The 1,047-nt window shown below is 41.6% G+C and carries 2 protein-coding genes; one reads left to right on the top strand and one right to left on the bottom strand.

Annotated features, from left to right (window positions below; all coding sequences use genetic code 11):
• Nucleotides 1-340 precede the first annotated feature (340 nt).
• Nucleotides 341-826, bottom strand: coding sequence for a GNAT family N-acetyltransferase (locus tag A3762_RS24835; RefSeq protein ID WP_068478920.1), 486 nt, complete (start codon nt 824-826; stop codon nt 341-343).
• A gap of 30 nt (nt 827-856) precedes the next feature.
• Between A3762_RS24835 and A3762_RS24830 the strand changes: the two genes are divergently transcribed.
• A partial coding sequence (locus tag A3762_RS24830; RefSeq protein ID WP_156493741.1) for a gamma-glutamylcyclotransferase family protein occupies nt 857-1,047 on the top strand: 191 nt, incomplete at its 3' end.

Raw genomic sequence — 1,047 nt, 5'->3', positions numbered from 1 at the left:
TCTAAGCTAACGTCGTTGACAGCTTTGAAACCATCAAAATCTTTAACAACTTGAGAAATAGATAGGTGAACATTTTTTTTATCATCGGCAAATGATGGCGCCATGATTTTCTCCAAAAACAACAATCGCTCTTCGGCTTTTTATTATGCATGCAAAGATGCTGCCAAGTTGTCACTATATCAAACAGAAGCGTTCAATTTATGCAACAGCACATCCTAATACTAATCAGTTCACAAACATTAAACCGGTCAGAGTTCACGTTTGATAAATCGCACACCTTAAACAATACACACAAAGCCATATTTACGCACCACGAAAATGCATCAACCTTCTAGCTCGTTCACTTAAGGTGCACAGACATATACAGGGCCTCATCTCCGTAGCCTGCACTAATCTGGCTCTCCGCCAAAATCTCAAACCCAAAAGAGCACCAAAACTGTTCTGAGCCTTGTACGGCCACCAAATGCACTTGCTTATAATGATTCAAGCGTGCAATATTTAGCACACTTAAGACGAGTTCTTTGGCTGCCCCCTGACCTCTTGCATCAGGGTGCAAAGCCAGATCATGTATGAATAGATCATCAGTTTCCGGCAGAGCATTAAGCTCAACATGTAATTTAGGCGTGTCATTAATCGGCCAGGGATGCGCTAAACAATATCCGAGCAAGTCCTCGTCATTACGAATAGCTAAACACGTCTCAGGTGCAAGCAGCCATTTCGCTTTGAGCACGTCTACTGATTCAGGATAGTCGTCCGCATACGCTTTGTGCTGAATATCCATGATACGAGACCAATCAGCGTGATTTATGGCATCTATTGAAAACATTGTTACTACAACCCTTAAGCATTGAAGACCATGAATATTTTTGCATACGGCACATTAATGTATCCCGAACTTCTCGCGCAGTTAACCAAGAAGGAATGGCAAATGACGCCAGCTACATTACATGGTTATCGCCGCTGCATTTTATTAAAAGAAGGTTTTGGGTCTTCTCCAATTATCGTACCCGATAAAAACGCTTCCGTAACCGGAAAAATTTTATACAA

The organism is Oleiphilus sp. HI0125, from assembly GCF_001635355.1.
This window is presented reverse-complemented; position numbering and strand designations above follow the sequence as displayed.